The 18156-nt window shown below is 53.1% G+C and carries 14 protein-coding genes; 5 read left to right on the plus strand and 9 right to left on the minus strand.

All coding sequences use genetic code 11. From position 1 onward, the window contains the following. Positions 1-19 precede the first annotated feature (19 nt). From ACX8ZY_RS23470 to ACX8ZY_RS23480, 3 genes are all read right to left on the minus strand, one after another. Positions 20-322 (minus strand): hypothetical protein, encoded by a 303-nt coding sequence (locus tag ACX8ZY_RS23470; RefSeq protein ID WP_029519489.1) that lies wholly within the window; start codon positions 320-322, stop codon positions 20-22. Positions 323-427: 105 nt separating this feature from the next. Continuing rightward, positions 428-970: a YfaZ family outer membrane protein gene (locus ACX8ZY_RS23475; RefSeq protein ID WP_033770122.1), complete on the minus strand. Its 543-nt coding sequence runs from the start codon at positions 968-970 to the stop codon at positions 428-430. 63 nt (positions 971-1033) lie between these two features. Next, positions 1034-1270 carry a YgdI/YgdR family lipoprotein gene (locus tag ACX8ZY_RS23480; RefSeq protein ID WP_010257065.1) on the minus strand — a complete coding sequence of 79 codons (237 nt, stop codon included), beginning with the start codon at positions 1268-1270 and terminating at the stop codon, positions 1034-1036. A gap of 1010 nt (positions 1271-2280) precedes the next feature. Here ACX8ZY_RS23480 and ACX8ZY_RS23485 point away from each other — a divergent pair. The 3 genes from ACX8ZY_RS23485 (at position 2281) to feoB (ending at position 5707) form a co-directional block, all read left to right on the plus strand. After that, positions 2281-2661: a YgiW/YdeI family stress tolerance OB fold protein gene (locus ACX8ZY_RS23485; RefSeq protein ID WP_010671929.1), complete on the plus strand. Its 381-nt coding sequence runs from the start codon at positions 2281-2283 to the stop codon at positions 2659-2661. A gap of 494 nt (positions 2662-3155) precedes the next feature. Continuing rightward, entirely contained in the window at positions 3156-3380 is a 225-nt protein-coding gene (locus ACX8ZY_RS23490; protein ID WP_022624265.1) for a FeoA domain-containing protein, read from the plus strand. Next, positions 3380-5707, plus strand: a complete 2328-nt coding sequence (gene feoB / locus ACX8ZY_RS23495; protein WP_421665552.1) for a Fe(2+) transporter permease subunit FeoB — start codon at positions 3380-3382, stop codon at positions 5705-5707. Before ACX8ZY_RS23490 ends, feoB begins: the two co-directional genes overlap by 1 nt. 435 nt (positions 5708-6142) lie before the next feature. On the opposite strand, the gene ACX8ZY_RS23500 is transcribed toward feoB, so the two are convergent. Next, entirely contained in the window at positions 6143-7180 is a 1038-nt protein-coding gene (locus tag ACX8ZY_RS23500; RefSeq protein ID WP_052271874.1) for a tyrosine-type recombinase/integrase, read from the minus strand. 933 nt (positions 7181-8113) lie between these two features. Here ACX8ZY_RS23500 and ACX8ZY_RS23505 point away from each other — a divergent pair. Continuing rightward, positions 8114-8584: an SgcJ/EcaC family oxidoreductase gene (locus tag ACX8ZY_RS23505; RefSeq protein ID WP_421665553.1), complete on the plus strand. Its 471-nt coding sequence runs from the start codon at positions 8114-8116 to the stop codon at positions 8582-8584. A 294-nt stretch (positions 8585-8878) separates the two neighbouring features. On the opposite strand, the gene ACX8ZY_RS23510 is transcribed toward ACX8ZY_RS23505, so the two are convergent. From ACX8ZY_RS23510 to ssuD, 5 genes are all read right to left on the minus strand, one after another. Then, entirely contained in the window at positions 8879-10096 is a 1218-nt protein-coding gene (locus tag ACX8ZY_RS23510) for an acyl-CoA dehydrogenase family protein (RefSeq protein WP_158150209.1), read from the minus strand. After that, a complete protein-coding gene (locus ACX8ZY_RS23515; protein ID WP_033759963.1) occupies positions 10089-11549 on the minus strand; it encodes an MFS transporter in 1461 nt (486 codons plus the stop codon). The genes ACX8ZY_RS23510 and ACX8ZY_RS23515 overlap by 8 nt, the downstream gene beginning before the upstream one ends. A 360-nt stretch (positions 11550-11909) precedes the next feature. Beyond that, positions 11910-13319 (minus strand): LLM class flavin-dependent oxidoreductase, encoded by a 1410-nt coding sequence (locus ACX8ZY_RS23520; protein WP_111534866.1) that lies wholly within the window; start codon positions 13317-13319, stop codon positions 11910-11912. Positions 13320-13387: 68 nt separating this feature from the next. Beyond that, positions 13388-14800: an FAD/NAD(P)-binding protein gene (locus ACX8ZY_RS23525; RefSeq protein WP_459261519.1), complete on the minus strand. Its 1413-nt coding sequence runs from the start codon at positions 14798-14800 to the stop codon at positions 13388-13390. Positions 14801-14819: 19 nt separating this feature from the next. Further along, the gene (gene ssuD, locus ACX8ZY_RS23530) at positions 14820-15992 is read right to left on the minus strand and encodes an FMNH2-dependent alkanesulfonate monooxygenase (RefSeq protein ID WP_033759967.1); all 1173 of its coding nucleotides are present in this window, start codon (positions 15990-15992) and stop codon (positions 14820-14822) included. A gap of 274 nt (positions 15993-16266) precedes the next feature. Here ssuD and ACX8ZY_RS23535 point away from each other — a divergent pair, with 274 nt between their 5' ends. Further along, positions 16267-18156, plus strand: a complete 1890-nt coding sequence (locus ACX8ZY_RS23535) for a sigma-54-dependent Fis family transcriptional regulator (protein ID WP_179257270.1) — start codon at positions 16267-16269, stop codon at positions 18154-18156.

Genomic DNA, 18156 nt, shown 5'->3' on the forward strand with positions numbered 1-18156 from the left:
CTCAGTCAGGGGAATGGGGCTATTGCTGTACCTCGATCTGTTGCCAGCCTCTTTTAAACATACAATCTTTAACCAGTATCTCTCGCTGGCTTTCATTGGCGTCGCTGGTGGAGTAATCGGTGTCAGTGGTTTTATATTTACTGTCTTTTGAGGTGTATTTACCGCTAACGACATTGTCAGGGGGTAAATCCCGCAGTGCCTGGGCCCGACAGGCTGTTTCCGTTATTGTTTCCTGCTGTTCAGATGCATCTGGCTTGACCCATTTATACTGCACACATCCGGTCAGACAGAGAGTAAATAACATCAGCATAAGAGGTTTCATAATCTGTTTCTCAGTGCTCCCCGCCTGAGTTGAGACGAGTGATTGAGTAAGGAAACCGATCGGCAGGGTTTCCTCACCACAAAAAAAGGGAAGAGTCATCCGACGTTAAAATGTCAGGCCGCCACCGATATAGGGACCATCGATCAGGGTATGACCCGGACGTCCATCTTTGCCATCAACACCCGCATAGCGATAACCCACTTTTAAAACCAGTGGATCCACAGGTGACCAGCTGACACCGCCATTGGCCTCAACGAAATTCTTAACGCTGTTGGTCAGCTGTTCCGGGGCGGAATAACCTTCTCCATACAACGCAAAATTAGCGGGCAGATTGATTTTCACACCGCCGCCAACAGGAAACGCAACGCCGTTATCTCCTTTTTTGCCGCCGATGTAAGCGGCTTTAACGCCAGCCGTCAGCATCACAGGTCCAATTTCAAGGTTATAACCGGTACCCGCCTGACCAATCTGAACACCATCCGCCGTATTTTTGATCCACTGACCATCAACATAAAGCCCGCCGGATGAACGGCCGATTTCTGCGTCCAGCACCGAGGTGTTTTTACTTTGTTCGGCATTCAGGCCAATGGCCATGGCTGAGGAGGATGCACACAATAATAAGCCAAAGCCAATTACAGAAATTTTCATTGCTCAGTTTTTCCACAGAATCAGATTTTCAGGATAATGATTAAGATTGCTATTAAAGCAGGATTACTTTTGCACAATCTCTTTAACATCGTGCTGTTGTAACTGATGCATGTTTCCATCCGTGTCTTTATAAGAGATCATGCCTGTTTCTTTATCTTTTGCGGGTTTGCCATGAGTCGTAATCATGTGCCCATCGTTGGTGGAGATCACATAATTGCTTGAGCAGGCGGAAAGGGACATAACAGAAGTTATCATCGCAATAGCAAAAGCGAATTTCTTGCCAGAATTAAAAGATGTCATTTTACTTTCCTGTCGTTTCTTTTTAAGAAGATGCGGCATTATTCGCTATGATTGTTAAACGACATGCTAACAATCCGGCTGTTTGCCTCTTTATCAGGATGATAATGATCTGGATCAATATCATGGGTTGCTCAGGAATAAGCAACCATGGCGGGTATTGATTGTTTTGCGACCAGTACTTGCGGAAGCGAAGGCAGAAGGTTGTACTGAAAGAATCAGGAAGAAAACCAGCAAGGTAGAGGAAAAGAAACTTAAGCTCGAATCCCCAAAAATGAATCTGTAAGAAGCATAGGCTGATGCTCAAAGACTGAACTAAACGCATTTATTCGGAGACTCACGCTGGCGAATCTCCGATCTTCGGTAAATTCCGCATGATCCTTTATCTCTTGTCAGTTTGGGGGGGCATCAGGCTATCACCACTCTCTGAGAAAGTTGCAAAGCATATCGGCCTTTAACCACTCTCCTCTTCTGTTTATGCATTTTCAGACAGTATCAGGCAACATTCTTCCCCTTTTAATGCCAGAAAGGGCTGCATTCCGAATGGGAGCCGTTGTCGATACACTGCATACGCAGCGTTACCGGGTTCTGTTACTATCATCGGGAATCAGGCATAGAAAAAAACCACTCAGTTGAGTGGTTGTAAAAAGAAAAAATAGTTAATGAGCAAAACTGCGATACATAATGTTTTAATACTGGGATATATCTATGCCAGGAAATAATATCCGTTAACAGACATGTTAGCTATGGGATTTATATGAAATGATGCAAAGTGAAAGCGTAACAATGACCATAATACACTGAATGTTAAAAATTCACCACTCACGTAACTGTTTATCGATTAATTTATTTTTTTAACAACATGGATTAAACTTTGATTGTTTTTCTGATGCGGATTTATCGTGCTCATCATGCTCATTACATTTTTAAAACACATGGAGGTAATCACTTTTCTTAAGATCCCGTTAAGATCTGCATCGTAAATTAGCCCGACAATTTTAACGGAGATAAATATGAAAAAGATTCTTTTAGCAGCATTGTTTGCCGGTATGAGTTTTGGAGTTTCTGCACAGGAAGGTTTTGTTAATCCAGCAGGGCAGGGGTATTCTCAGGGCGGATTTAAAGGTCCGACACCCGGCGTCTCTTCTGTCGCTCAGGTTAAGACGCTGCGTGATGACGCATGGGTCGTGCTGGAAGGTAACATCATCAGACAAGTGGGGCATGAACTTTATGAGTTCAAAGATGCTACCGGAACGATTAATGTCGATATTGATGACAAGCGCTGGATGGGACAATCGTTATCACCGAGTGATAAAGTCCGTCTTGAAGGTGAAGTTGATAAAGACTGGAACAGTGTTGAGATTGATGTAAAAACGGTTCGGGTTCTTAAGTAATTTTTATTCGCTCATCATCTGGCGGTGGCCTGAAAATCAGGGCACTGCCATTGTGAAAATGACCCTCCCAGGACGCCTTTCTTTCATTACAGCGGCCGCAAATTAGTTACAACACCCTATTTGAGCAGATTATGTTACCGGCGCTATCCTGTCAGATTGGTTTTTTGATTTAACCTGAACGGAGCCGTTCTGTGAATCCGAGTGCTCATTGACCAGCCGCCCCGCACGGCCCGAAGGGCCGTAATAGTTATTTACGGCAGATTGAATGATGTAACTAAATGGATGCTCTCTGCTAGAGTGCGGGAATGATTCTACATTCTCCACATCCGCCTTTAACTGTTGAACCCGCGCCTCGAAGAACCCCCATTTAATGCGCTGTTGACCTGCCGTTGACCCTGACGGCAGTTTTCTTCTGCCTGCCCGATGCCAGATCAAAAACCGAAACGAGTATCATTTATAGAATGAGTGCTTCTTACTTTTAGGCAGGGCGTGATATGGCAATGAATATGGGCAGCACCTACCGGATCCTTGGCTATCAGCCATCGGTAAATTCCGCCTGGCGCCAGAAATTACTGACAATGGGTATGCTTCCCGGCGCAGTTATTGAGGTCATTCGCGTGGCGCCAATGGGCGATCCGGTGCAGATCTCTACCCGCCGTGTCAGCCTGGCGGTGCGGCAGCGTGACCTGGATGACATCATCCTGGAGGAAATCGTCTGATGAAGAAGATAACCATCGGGCTGATTGGTAACCCTAATACCGGCAAAACCACGCTGTTTAACCAGCTCACCGGTGCCCGACAGCGGGTCGGGAACTGGGCTGGCGTCACGGTTGAGCGCAAAGAGGGTCAATTTTTTACCGCGCAGTCAGATGTCAGGCTTATTGATCTGCCAGGCACCCGATCGCTGACAACGCTATCTGCTGAAAGCTCGATAGATGAGAGCATCGCCTGCCAGTATCTCTATCAGGATCACGCCGATGTGGTGATTAACGTCGTCGATGCCTCCAGTCTGGAAAGTAATCTGTTCCTGACCTTTCAGCTGCTGGAATTGGGCGTACCCTGCATTGTCGCCCTGAACATGCAGGATATTGCCGCCAGCCAGAACATCACTATTGATGTCGCAGCACTGTCAGCTCATCTGGGATGTCCGGTCGTTTCACTGACCTCAACCAAAGGTGATGGCATTGCCCAGCTCAAAGCGCTGATTGACCAGCCCCATATTTACCGCGCACCTGAACGGGTACGTTATCCGGCCGCGATTGAAACGGCCATTGAGCAGCTCTGCCAACAGATGCCCGCCGCCATAGCCCCACAAAAACGCTACTGGCTGGCCTTGCAACTGCTGGAAGGGGATATCAACAGTCAGAAACTTTGTCCGTCGCTGGTTCCGCATTTGCCCGAGATTATGCAGCAGGCCGGTGGAGAGACCGGTGTACAGATTGCCGATTACCGCTATCGCACCATCAATGCACTTTGCGCGGCAGTGAGTAACATTCATCACGCAATGCCCGCCGGTCTGACCCGCAGGATCGATAAAATTGTGCTGAACCGCTGGCTGGGCATTCCGATATTCCTGGCGGTGATGTATGTAATGTTCGTGCTTTCAATTAACATCGGTGCTGCGCTACAGCCACTGTTCGACAGCAGTTCGGTGGCGATATTCATTCATGGTGCGCAATGGCTGGGCTATGTCTGCCACTTCCCTGACTGGCTGACGGTTTTCCTGGCGCAGGGTATCGGTGCCGGTATCAATACCGTGCTGCCGATCATTCCGCAGATTGGCCTGATGTTCCTGTTCCTCGCTTTCCTTGAAGACTCCGGCTACATGGCGCGCGCCGCTTTTGTGATGGATCGTCTGATGCAGTCACTGGGCCTGCCGGGAAAATCCTTTGTGCCGCTGATTGTCGGCTTTGGCTGTAATGTCCCGTCGGTCATGGGGACACGGACGCTGGATACACCGCGTGAGCGTCTGCTGACGGTGTTGATTGCGCCTTTTATGTCATGTGGCGCACGGCTGGCGATTTTTGCGGTTTTCGCTGCGGCATTCTTTAACACCCACAGTTCCAGCCTGGTTTTCTCCCTCTACCTGCTTGGCATTGTGGTGGCCATCGCGACCGGGCTGGTGCTTAAGCATACCCTGCTGGGCGGAGAAGCCTCGCCGTTTATCATGGAGTTGCCGGTCTATCACCGGCCTCACCTCAAAAGCCTGCTGTTGCAGACCTGGCAACGGCTGAAAATGTTTGTGGTGCGAGCCGGACAGGTGATTATCGTGGTGAGCATGCTGATTGGCGTACTGAGCAGTTTTGCCTTTAATGGCCAGATGGTTAATGACATTAACCACTCTGCGCTGGCGGCGACCAGCAAAGCGATCACCCCCGTGCTGTTGCCGATTGGGGTCACTCAGGATAACTGGCAGGCAACAGTGGGGCTGGTGAGCGGCATCATGGCGAAAGAGGTCGTGGTCGGCACGCTCAACAGCCTTTACACCACAGAGGCAATCCAGAGCAGTCCATTTGATCCGCAGGCTTTTGACCTGCCTGGTGAGCTTAAAGAGGCGCTGACAGAGACCTGGGCGGGGTTAACGGCTGCCTTCAGAATTGATGCGCTGGCCCATCCCATCGATGCCAGTAAAGGCGATGGTGAGATGGCGACTGGTTCGATGGGCGTGATGTCTGCCAAATTTGGCAGTGGTTTTGCCGCTTACAGTTACTTAATTTTTGTCCTGCTCTATGTTCCCTGCGTCTCGGTCATGGGGGCTATTGCGCGGGAAGCCGGTAAAAAATGGATGATGTTCTCATTCTTCTGGGGACTCAACATCGCCTACACCACGGCCACGCTGTTTTACCAGACCGTCACTTTTGCCGACCATCCTGCATTCAGTGCGACCTGCCTGATAAGCATGCTGGTGCTGAACGGAATCATCCTGCTGGCATTGCGAAAAGCGGGAAGCCGGGTGCAGTCAATACCGGTCATGCTCAGGGAGGAAAAGGGGAGTTGCAGCGGCTGCCACGGCGGCTGTGATAAGCAGAAAGGCTTTGCCCGGTAAAAATAAGTACTGATGACATTCACTCTTTCCGCTGCCGGCGATTTCTGGCCGCAGCGGACAGGTGAGGATTGTCCTGTTGATTGTTCTTACGAATTTGAAGCCAGAATGGTGGGATGATTAGCGTATGAGCAGTGACAAAGGCAGCATGACAATTAACCCCGCCAGAAGCATTATCCTTCCCGCTAAGGCGGATACTTACCAAAGCAGGTCTGACCATGCACTGCAGCATGCCCTTATTATGGATAGCAGCTCCTGTTTTGCAGACAGATTCGCAGCATGCGGTATGGCAGTAAGAATAAATCAATTAAATCAGCCGGATGAACGCTATGGATGCCCGCCGCAGCGATAATCCGTACCGGCTTACACACAGGCTGTCCACTTTTTCTGTGGATAACTTCAGCCTGAATAAGGGCTTTATTCTCATTTCAGGAGCCATCAGCCAGGATAATCAGGGTCACCATATTGCTCCATAAACTCCACCATGGCACCTTTGTGTGCATCCACATGGCGAATATAGCGCATCAGTGTTTCTGGTTTTTTCCACGTGCCTTCTTGCATGATCCTGGCAATCGGATAGCCTTTATCTGCCATATCCTGCGCAGCACCCACCCTTGCGCTGTGGCCACTCCAGCCGGTGTAGCGATTTTTGTTGGCCTTCACTGCGCCCTCTTTTCCGGCAGTACGCCATGCACGGCTAAAGATCTGTTCCAGTGCCCTTGTGCTCATCGGCTTTTCGCCAATCAGTGGCCGGCCAGACCGATGTACTGCAGTAAACAGCCAGGCATCAGGCTGGCTGGATAGCCCTGACGCTTCAATCCACTCTTCCAGTCGCTGAGTTGAACGGGCGCTGAGCGCCTTAATCAATCCGCCGGTCTGCACAATAGTTTTTGTCCATGCCACATCCAGAATGATGCGACCATCGCCGGCACGCATCACATCCCGCACCCGCAAACGCGACAGTTCACTGATACGCAGTAGTGTTGCATAAGCCACATGTAAAAAAGCCAGATCGCGAAGCGCCTGAAGGTTATCAGAACCTGACCATTCTTCATCCAGCGCCAGCAGGTCACTCAGCCTGAAGGGCACGGCCTGGCCTGCCCGCTCACCGTTGATCACCGCCACACGGTTTATCTTCTTCATCGTCCGGAAAACCAGCGGAGAGACATTGGGCACCGGCAATCCGGCGTTACGGTGTAACATCGAAATTAACGCCGCGTGTGAAGTGACGGTTGAGGAGGCCCGGCCGCTTTCAGCCAGAAAAGAGAGATAGTCACGCAAATCGTCTGCGCTCATCGGCAGGAAGCTGCGCTGGTTATCTTCCGACCAGCGATTGCAGATTCGCATTACGCTAAGCAGCTGTCGCCAGGTGTTAGGTGAGAAAGCCTCTTTATCCTGAACGAACTGCCGGAGCCGCTCGGTGATATCGCTATTCCGGTCAACCGTCAGAGGGGTTAACGGCACTAACTCACTCATATTTGCTCACTTATCAACCAAAGACGCCGATGATCGCGCTACGTTAATTCTGAGAACTAAGCAGGGGGATAACCGGTCAGAATTTACGTAGCGTTGTCATTTTCAGGGCGAACTTTACTGCTATCCATCTTAACCCGGCACCATCCCTATGTCATGACTTCGTATAAGAACAATTATACGAAGTTAGTATATCATAACTGATCCCGTCTGGCTTTTAACGGATTGACGCTCATCGCAGTCAGTCAGGGCAGGTACAGGTCACACGCTTTATCAATAGCTGAACGTAACTCACTGCGAGTTGTTCAAGTGAAACCACGACGCAAAAAAATGTCTCAAACTAAGGCGCGTTTAAACCAGGGTATGAACGGTTTAATCATTATTTAATTAAATCAGCACATCACGATGCTTTATTTTCCCAGCGCAATAATGAGCAGGAGCATCAAAATAGAGATGTTGAAAAATGGCAGACCACGTTAATTAGTTAGTCAGTTAAATTAATAACTCATAAAAAGGTTCCATATAACACTGCTCACAGGCAATATCCTTTTAAAATTTTTATAGAGTACATAAATTAAACACAACTTCCCGATATTACGTTCATAGTTCTGAACAGGCGACATGTCATTTACGCTACCAAAAGAGACCCAGGCATTAACCCTCAGAACAAAAAACTAAATACCAGCTTATCGCCGATTTAAATACCAGACAGCACTTCCTTTCATCTATCTTGTTCCCCTGCATATCAAAAGCGTCGATAAGTATATGCATCAGCTTTTTAATCGAATAAAGCGGCTAATGTATTTGTCGCAGCAGTCTTATTCTGGCTGATCAGCCGGATTAAAACGTATTAACGAGTTATACACATTTTATGGCGGCGTCTGGAAGAACGCACAGAACGTCGGCTTCACCCAGGGTAAATATGAGGATGTTTTCATGAAAAAAACGTTATTATCGCTGTGCCTTTTAGGTTTTTCCTGCGCCCCAGTTGTTACGCAGGCACAACAGTCCGTGAGTTGTGTCAGAGCCTCAGAGCAGGATGTGGCCAACCTGTTTGACGCCTGGAATGACTCTCTGGCAACCGGTGATGCAACAAAAGTCTCTGAATTATATGTCAGCGATGCCGTTTTGCTGCCGACCATTTCAAATCAGGTACGTCTGACCGATCAGGAACGTATCGATTATTTTAAAGATTTCCTGAAAAAAGGGCCGAGCGGTAAAATCGATTCCCGGACTATCAGAATCGGTTGTAATAAAGCGATTGATACCGGCGTTTATACATTTACTTTTAAAGATAACACGCACGTCACAGCACGTTACACCTTCACTTATGTCTGGGATGGTAAGGGCTGGAAAATCTCAACCCATCACTCTTCAGCTATGCCAGAGCCTGTAAGCAAGCCTTAACAGACGCACTGCTGAAAAAAGAGCCAGCGTCATGATGTGATGCTGGCTCTTTTCCCTTTACGCGAAAATAAACGTTCGGGCTTGAAGATAATAACGCCTGACTCATACTTAATAAATGGCAATTAATATTCTTCGCATTTAGCGTGTCTGTTTCCTGTATTACTTACAGTATAAGTGCTATTAAATGGCCAGCGTCAGTTTCCCATCCGAATAAACTGAAACCTGTCGGTTTGGTGCTTCCATTGCAGGCTGATCAATTCCCAAACGCAAATATCTGCCCATGAAACAGCGGTTTTATACTCCATTTCCATTGCCTATCTGCCAGATAAAGGTCGGATCGGTGCCGTTCACCTCCCAGTCACCCACGTTACGTAGCTTGTAGATCACCGGATTGTGCGACGACACCGTTCGTGCATTACGCCAGTGCCGGTCGAGTGCCTTGCTGACTCGGGTATCAGATGCACCCAGCGCATTGAAGAATTCTGTTGCCGCACGCGTCACCAGCTCAACGGCCACCGCCTGTGCCTGAGCGGACTCTACTTCGGCCAGCACATTTGCCGCATGAAGCTGTGCCTCATCTGCGCCACTCAGTTGCAGCTCAAATGCCCGCTGCAACGAATGGGTCGCCCGGTCGACGGCGGCTTCGGCTGCCCATGCCCAGCTACTTATCTGACCAATCACCTGCAACACCTGCACATCCTGCTTCACCTGCGGCGCATTACCGTGGCTGTAAATACGCTTACGCTGCGCCACGCCCTGAGCAGCATCGCGCACCACCGCTCGCCCGATGCCCGCCAGCGTGGCCAGTAAGACATGCTGATAGAATGCCGTCTGATAGCGGAAACGCTCACTGAAATCATAGACATGTGGCAGTTCAACCCGGGCCTGATGAAAGCGCGTCGTACCACTGCCGGTCAGTCGCTGCCCGAAGCCATCCCAGTCATCATCGCGCTCCACCTCATTCTGGTGGGTGTTCACCAGTGCAATCACGTCACGACCGTTATCTGCGCGCTGAGCATAGACATCAATCCAGTCTGCATAGAGCGTGCCGGTGCTGTAGAACTTCTCACCGCTGATCCGCCATCCCCCCTCATCGGGAGAAACCTGAGTGTTGACCTCACCCAGCTTAACCGCGCCGATCTCGCTCCAGCCGCTGCCCACCAGCTCACCGTCCACAAAGCGGCGGAACCAGCGACGCCGATCCTCACTGGCTGGCTGGTTCAGGCGATCCTCAATAAATGCGAAGTGCGCACGCAGCGCCTGTGGCAGGTTCGAATCTGCCTCAGCCAGTTCGGTCAGCAGAGCAAATAGCTGCGGCAGCGAAACCCCAAAGCCGCCTTCTTCTTTAGGGATACGCAGGGTGCCAAAGCGCGCCGCTTTCAGCCAGCGAATCGGTTCATGCAACAGTGTGCGTTCGGTTTCACGGGCACTTGCCCCCTCAGCGATGCGGGCGAACAGCGGCCTGAAATGCTGAACCAGTTCGTCAAATTCGGTACGATTTAATTCAGACATGATCCTCTCCTGAGTCGGGTTGTTCATCGATGTCCTGTCGGGTCGGTTCAAAACGAATGATTAACAGGAAAATAATCGGGATAAGGGCGGCCAGCGAGACAATCCAGAACATATTGGTGCCGTAACGCGCCTGCAAAATTGGCAGAATAAACAGCGCCAGCGCGCTGCCCACACCGGAGAGCGAACGACTAAAGCCGACACCGGTGGCGCGTATGTGGGTCGGGTAGGAGAGCGCCGGATAGATCATCAACTGCGCGCCGGGTCCGAATCCCTCTGCGAAGAGCCACAAACCCAGCATCAGCACCGCAAACACCACGCCAGCTGTCGCCTGGGGATGACCAATCAATGCCAGCGAAATCAGCGCGATAAACTGCAGCGCAAATCCGGCGATTGCGACATGCCGTGAGGGGAATTTCCACGCCAGTCGCATCCCCAACAGCCCGCCGGTAAAGGCGAACAACGCATTCAGTCCCAGCGAGGCAGAGATAGTTTCAAATACGCCCGCGCCGAGAAATTGCGCCAGGATAGAGGGCAGGAAGAAAGCGATGGCGGTGTATTCAAACGAAATACAGACGTTCATCACCGCACTGACGACCGTGCGCTCCAGATAAGGCTTCTGAAACAGTACGCGGAAATGCACTTTCGGCGTCGCTTTCACCGCATCGGTTTGAGCGGGCGGCTCCTCATGCGCAACAATGCCGTAAGAGTCACGCAGAATACGCACCGCACCGCTCAGGTCGCCCTGATTCGCCGCCCACAGCGGTGACTCATTCATAAACTTACTGCGCACCGCAATAATCAGCAGCGCCGGTACGGCGCCAAACAGCAGCGAGGCGCGCCACAGCCAGTCGATATGTTCGGCGGGCAGCAGGAAATAGAGCGCAAAAATAATAAAGAAGCAGGCCGACGAAGCGGCATACCACATCGGGCACCAGGCTGCGAGGCGCGATGCTTTATTGCCCTTGCCGGAGAACTTAGAGAATTCTGCCAGATAGGCCATGGCAACCGGCAGATCGATCCCGACGCCGACGCCCATCAGAAAGCGGGCACCAATCAACACCCAGACGTTGGGGGCCAGACCTGCCGCAATGGCGGAGACGACAAAAAACAACATGTCCGCCATAAACACTGAGTAACGGCCATATTTATCGGTCAGCCAGCCGCCGACCAGATTACCCACAATGGTGCCGATCATGATTGACGACGTCACCAGGCCCGTGAGTACCGGGGTTAAACCAAACTCCTTTACCACATCATCGATGCCGTAGGAGAGGGTAGTGAGATCGTAGGCATCAAGAAACACGCCGCCCAGCGCCAGGAAAACAATCCAGCGCGCATAGCTGTTTTTTTCGGTGTTACTGTTGATCAGCCGAGCCACATCACTCACCGATCGAACCGGTTGAGAGTGAGGCGGTGGCGCAGTTAAGGTGTTGTCAATTTCTAATGTACTCATCGTATCCTCGTTATTATATTCAGCAGGTAACGAGGGTTTTATATGAATTACTGGCATAGTTAACAACCAACAAAATCAGATAACTATTATAATTAATTCAATAAGATAGGATTATATTTCACCCACACCAGACCCCGCATGAAATATTAAAATTCATCCGGTAGTGTTCAGCGAAATGTTGTTTTTTATACTGCTGAAACGGTTGAAGTTTCAGCAGTATATGGCAGACCTGTTTAGCAACGGTTAACAGCAATGACCGGTCCGGTAATGCCTGTCCATTAACCGGCGACAAGACGTACTCTTGTCTCCTTGCACCTTGCTATGCGCCGGTTATTCATGCCGGGCAGCCAGCCGTCTCTGTTATGAAACTTCCACCCTGGCTGCTCGCTGTTCCACATCCGCACTCCGGCGATAACCGGCACCCGGATGCGGCAACGCCAGCCGCGGCCCCTGGCCAAATAACTTTTCACGCAGCGTACCGGGCTGATACTCCTGCTTGTAGACGCCACGCTTTTGCAGTTCCGGCACCAGCAGTTCCACCACGTCAGTAAAGGTTTCGTGCGTTACGGCGTAGGCGAGGTTAAAACCATCGACGTCTGTCTCTTCAACCCAGCTTTGCAGCTCATCGGCCACCGTTTCGGCGCTGCCCACCAGCAGCGGACCAAATCCGCCAATGCCCACCCAGTCTGCCAGGCCCTGCACCGTCCATTGGCGGTTGGGATCGGCAGTGGAGAATGTCTCAACCGCCGACTGAATCGCATTGGTGTGCAGATGTTTCAGTACCTGATCCGGCTGATACTGCCCGAAATCAATGCCGGTCCAGCCTGAGATCAGCGCCAGCGCGCCTTCGTAACTGACATAGCGTTTGTACTCCTGCCATTTGGCCTGCGCCGCCAGGTCGGTTTCACCCACAATGACTGTCTGCAGGTTGAAGATCAGTATGGAGCGGGGATCGCGTCCCGCTTCAGCGGCTCTCCGGCGAATATCCGTCACGGTTTTCTTCAGCAGAACTTTCGAAGGTGCCGCCACGAACACGCATTCGGCATGCTCCGCCGCAAACGCTTTACCGCGGCTGGAGGCGCCTGCCTGGTAAAGTACCGGCGTGCGCTGCGGCGAAGGTTCACACAGATGGATGCCGGGCACCTGGAAGAATTTACCCTGATGATTTATCGGATGGATTTTATTCGGGTCGCTGAAAATATGACGTTCACGATCGCGCAGGACCGCGCCATCTTCCCAGCTTCCCTCCAGCAGCTTATAGATAACCTGCAGATATTCATCGGCATAGTCGTAGCGCGCATCGTGATCGGTCTGGGCCTGATGTCCAATATTACGCGCACCGCTTTCCAGATAGGAGGTCACAATATTCCAGCCAATGCGGCCTTTGGTCAGATGATCCAGCGTCGAGATCCGCCGCGCAAACGGGTAGGGGTGTTCAAACGACAGTGAGGCGGTCAGGCCAAAGCCCAGATGTTCCGTCACCAGCGCCATCGGCGTGATTAACGCCAGCGGATCGTTTACCGGCACCTGCGTGGCGTGCCGAATCGCGGCCTGGTTATTACCGTTGAGCACGTCGTAGACCCCAAGCACGTCAGCAATAAACAGTCCATCAAACCTGCCGCGCTCCAGCAGGCGTGCTAAGTCGGTCCAGTACTCCAGATCTTTGTACTGCCAGGAACGATCCCGGGGATGCGCCCATAAGCCGGGCGATTGATGACCGACACAGTTCATATCGAAAGCATTCAGGCGAATTTCACGTTGCGATGACATAGCGACTCCTGGGCGGATGCGGCAATCGCTTGCCGCCCACCTTTTAGTGATTGTTCCGGAAGGGTGATTCAGTAGATGAGTGAGCCGGGACATCGCTCGCTGATGGGCAGCGGCGTGGTGGAGAGTAGCTGCCGTGCTACGGACTCAGCGTGTTCTGCAACCTGCGGCAATCCCATGAGTTCGCCAAAGCGACCACGCGCGGCAGGCCCGGCCACATAGAGATGAGGATTAGCATCACCCTGCGCATTCAGCGTCTGTGACAGCGCGTTAACCTGGATGCCCAGCGCCAGCGGGTCGGGCTGAATCACGCCGTCGCCGTGGAGCTGGCGCAGCAGCGCGTTGCTTTTAAGCAGTGCGTTGTGCGCTGGCCCGGTGGTGACAATCACTTTATCCACCTCCCGGATTTCTGATTGCGCTCCACGCAGGCGCAGCGTCAGCTGAAGATTGTTTCCCATCGCTTCCGCGCCCATCAGCCGCGCCGCCAGCAGTGACAACTGACCGCTCGCCTGCTGCTGGTTGAGAATCTGACTTACCTGCGGGGCAATCCGGTAGCGGTGAACATCCCACCAGGGGCGTAGATGGTGCAGAAAACGCTGCTGCTCATGCAGTGAAAGGCTCTGCCAGATACGCTGGCCGTTACGGCGGATATCATCCAGCACCAGCTGCCAGGGGAGATTTAACGCGGCTGCCTGTTTTACCTCCTGACGCACCCGATGTAACCAGCCACGTGCGCTGGCGGGCTGTGGCTGACTGTAATCCAGGGTGTAGCTCTCATCGCTGCCGCTCAGGTTGGCTCGCGGCAGCTGTCCACGGCGTGAGAAGGCGGTAATCTCTCCGCGATGCTGCTGGCGATGCAGCGATGCCACCACATCGGACATGGTCAGCCCTGAACCGATAATCGCTACCCGATCGTCAGGTGCGACCTGTGCCAGCGCGCCATTCTGCCAGGGATTGGCAATCAACCCCGGATGCCCCTGTAAGGGCTTCAGCAGCGCAGGCAGGTCCGGCGGTGGATGGCTGATGGCCAGCACCACCTGATCGGCCCGGATCTTCTGCCCTGAGGCTGTGGTCACTACACCATGCTGCAGCGCAACCGCGCTATCACGCAGATGACTAAGTTTTACCGGCGAATGCTGCTGCTGATGCACAAACTGCGCATTGACCCAGCGACTAAACTCCCCGCGTTGCGGGTAGACATTGCCGTCACGCCACAACGCGTCCGGGTCGGCCTGAAAGGCGGGCGATGCGCGATAGTCGCGGTCAAATATGCCCTCCTCATCCCCAGCGAGCTGCATTCTGGCGGCTGGCACATTGATGCGGTGGGCCGGATCGGTGGTGCCGTATGCCACACCCTGAGCAAGCTGCGCTCGTGGTTCAATCACCGTCACATGCAACCCTGCCTGGCCAGCCCGGGCCAGATGGATCGCCAGCGCGGTGCCGGTAAAACCACCACCGATAATGACTATCTGCTGCTGTGACATAAGCGAACCTTCTCTTCTGTTAACTGGCGCTGGCCTGTTTATCAGGACGACGGTCGCCGCCAATGGTTTCACCAAAAGGACCGGTGTTCACGCTGCGCTGTCTCTTTTCGGCGTTGGCAGCCAGCGGTAACAGCGGCATCACCAGTTCAGCGAAGCGGTGCGCCTCTTCAAGGTGCGGATAGCCGGAGAAAATAAAGTTCTCGATCCCCAGCGCCTGATACTCCCGGATGCGATCGGCTACCTGCTGCGGACTCCCCACCAGCGCAGTACCCGCACCGCCGCGCACCAGGCCGACGCCTGCCCAGAGATTGGGACCAATGCGCAGGCTGTCTCGCGAGCCCTGATGCAGCGCGCTCATCCGCGCCTGTCCGGCTGAGTCCATGCGGGCAAAGATCTTCTGTGCGGCGGCAATGGTCTCTTCATCCAGATGAGAAATCAGCCGCTCGGCCGCCGCCCAGGCTTCCTCTTCGGTTTCACGGACAATGACATGCAACCGGATGCCGTAGGAGAGGCTACGGCCACTCTCCTGCGCCCGCTGACGAACCACCGCCAGTTTTTCCGCTACCTGTTCAACCGGCTCACCCCACGTCAGATAAGTGTCGATCTGATTCGCCGCAACGTCGATAGCGGCATCAGACGAGCCACCAAAATAGAGCGGTGGGCCATTTTCCTGCACCGGCGGAAAGAGGATCTCAGCGCCTTCCACGCGGATGTGATCACCCGAAAAATCGACCTTCTCGCCTTTCAGCAGGCGGGAGTAGACCTCAAGAAACTCTCTGGTCACCTGATAGCGCTCTTCATGACTCAGAAAGATGCCGTCACCTTTGTTCTCAACCGGATCGCCGCCCGTGACCACGTTAATCAATAACCGTCCGCCAGAAAGCCGATCCAGCGTAGCCGCCATACGCGCCGCCAGGCTTGGCGGTTGCAGGCCAGGACGTACGGCTACTAAATAGCGCAGCTTTTTGGTGATCGGTGCCAGCGCAGAGGCGACCAGCCAGGAATCCTCGCAGCTCTTACCGGTCGGGATTAATACACCGTAGTAGCCCAGATTATCTGCCGCCAGCGCAACCTGCTGTAAATAGGGTAAATCGACTGCTCTGCCGCCTTCGGTGGTGCCAAGATAGCGCCCATCGCCATGGGTGGGCAGAAACCAGAAGAGGTTGAGGTTTTCCTGTGTCGCATGACTCATTAGCAGATTCCTTTATAACGATATTTGAATTTAATACATAGGCATAAATTCTTTAGTTATATAGGTGTTAGCAGGATGCATGCCAGTCTGTTTGTTAAAATTTATCTCATCTATTCAATAACATATTTATATTTCCTCTTGCTGAATATTGCTGCATTTGCGACAGGTAAAGTTACAGTCTGCTGCATTGGCAACAATCCGGTCCGGTTAGCCTCTCGTTTCCGCGTTAGCCACGCGGTATGGTCATGGCTTTCCAGTTAACCCGGTAAATGAGATGCAGATTACCAGCCCTGAGTTGATTGACCCCGCATCGCGCGCCTTTAAAAGCGTGCTGGATCAGCTTGCGCCTACCGACGCGACGGTGCTGATCATTGGTGAAACCGGCACCGGCAAAGAGGTGATGGCGCGCTATCTGCATCATCACAGCGCCCGCAGCAGACAGCCATTTCTGGCGGTCAACTGCGGTGCCCTCACTGAGAGTCTGGCGGAGTCGGAGCTCTTTGGTCATGAGAAAGGGGCATTTACCGGCGCACAGGATCGCCATCGCGGCTGGTTTGAGGCGGCAGAGGGCGGGACGCTGCTGCTGGATGAAGTCGGTGAACTGAGTGCGTCGCTGCAGGTGAAGCTGCTGCGCGTGCTGCAGGAGCGCGAGATTACCCGTGTGGGTTCCTCCCGGGCTGTAAAGGTCAATGTGCGGGTCATTGCGGCCACCAACCGCGACCTGGCGGTGGCGATTCGTGAACGGCGCTTCCGCGAAGACCTCTACTACCGGCTGAATGTGGCCAGCGTCACGCTGCCGCCGCTGCGCCAGCGATGCGAAGATATCCCGGTGCTGGCCACTCACTTCCTGCAGCTCTATGCGCGCCGTCTGGGCCGACCTCAGTTACGTCTCAGTGAAGATGCTGTCGCCACGCTGATGGACTACAGCTGGCCGGGCAACATCCGCGAGCTGGAGAACACCCTGCATAATGCCGTCCTGCTCAGCAAAACCTCGCTGGTCACGCCGCAGCAGCTCCGGCTGAATAACCTCACGGGTAGCGAGTTACCACCGGGAGAGGAGGCGCTGGATCAGTTTTTACGGCAGCAGATGCAGCAGAGCGAAACACCGCTCTATCCCCGGGTGATTGAGGCGCTGATAAAGAATGCGCTGGAACTCACTCAGGGCAATCAACTGCAGGCCGCCGCGCTGCTTGGCATCAGTCGTCATACACTGCGCACCCAACTGGGCCATCTGGGAGTGATTAAACCGCGCCGCACTTCACTGCGTCAGCGCGACACTACTCTGAATCAGCAGCCCGAACGGGAGCGGGAACTGCGCATCGGTTATCAGAAATTTGGCAACCTCGGCATCCTGAAAGCGCGCCAGTCACTGGAACAGCAGCTGGCCGATAGAGGCGTCAGCGTGCTGTGGAGTGAGTTTCCTGCGGGTCCGCAGCTTCTGCATGCGCTGAACCAACAGGAGATCGATTTCGGGACGACCGGTGAAGTTCCCCCCTTGTTTGCGCAGGCCAGCAACAGCCCGATGGTTTATGTGGCCTGGGAACCCGCCGCGCCGCAGAGCGTGGCACTGCTGGTACCGAACAGCAGCCCGGTTCAGCAGATTGACGATCTCAGAGGAAAACGCATCGCCGTAAATCGTGGTTCCAACGTTCACTATCTGCTGCTGCAGATTCTGGATGAAGCGGGTTTAGGGCTGGATGATGTGCGCATCGTCTATGCACCGCCCAAATATCCGCTGACGCCCAGCGATCTCAACGCAGTGGATGCCTGGATGATGTGGGATCCGCTGCTCAGCGATGCAGAGAACAGCGGACAGTTCAGGGTGATCGCTGATGGCACCGGCCGGGTCAATAATCATCAGTTTTACCTTGCCGAACGCGGGTTCGCCGCGCAGTCGGGCGATCTGCTGCAGGTTCTGCTCACCGCGCTGGAGCAGACAGGCCGCTACATCGATGCACACCGTGCTGAAGCCGCTGCGTTGCTCTCAACCGAACTCGGGATATCAGCGCCTTCACTGATGCATGCCTTAGCGCGGCGCAGCCACCAGACCCAGCGCATGAACTTAGCCATCATTCGGGAACAGCAGACCATCGCTGACCGCTTCTATGCACTGGGGCTATTGAGTCGCGCCATTCGGGTACGTGAGTCGGTCTGGCATCCATAG

The organism is Pantoea sp. XAF26B01_ASV70, assembly GCF_054512635.1.